1 rRNA gene is annotated in these 455 nt (G+C 47.7%); it reads right to left on the bottom strand.

Annotated features, from left to right (window positions below):
• Positions 1–101 (bottom strand): 16S ribosomal RNA (locus tag MM194_RS21785); the annotation flags it as partial.
• Positions 102–455 lie beyond the last annotated feature (354 nt).

Below are 455 nucleotides of genomic sequence, written 5' to 3'. Positions count from 1 at the left end.
GCCGGCAAAAGTAGCAAGCTACTTTCCCGCTGCCGCTCGACTTGCATGTGTTAGGCCTGCCGCCAGCGTTCAATCTGAGCCATGATCAAACTCTTCAATTTAAGTTTGTTTGCGTCGTGCCATTACCTAAGTAACGACATTCAGCGGCTCAATGAATTGCTGAAATAAACTGTTCGGCTTGTTATTGCTAACAAGTCGTTTTGGTCACTTCACCAGACATTGAAAATCAAAAATTAATTTTGATGGTCGATGCTGTGAGTGCCCACACAGATTGCTTGATTCAAATTGTTAAAGAGCGTCACGCTTATCGCGTTGAGGAGGCGCATATTACGCTCCTCACTTCGAAAGTCAAGCGGTTGTTTTCGCTTTTCTTTCGGCGCCTACTTCACGAGGAAGCTGGCTCATCAGTCCGGCGTGTTGTGCCGTGCTGGTAGGGGCGCATTATAGGGAGCCAG

The organism is Aeromonas sp. MR16 (assembly GCF_022549315.1).
Taxonomy (GTDB): Bacteria; Pseudomonadota; Gammaproteobacteria; order Enterobacterales; family Aeromonadaceae; genus Aeromonas; species Aeromonas aquatica.
The sequence above is the reverse complement of the archived record's forward strand: the minus strand, read 5'-3'. Positions and strand labels throughout refer to the sequence as shown.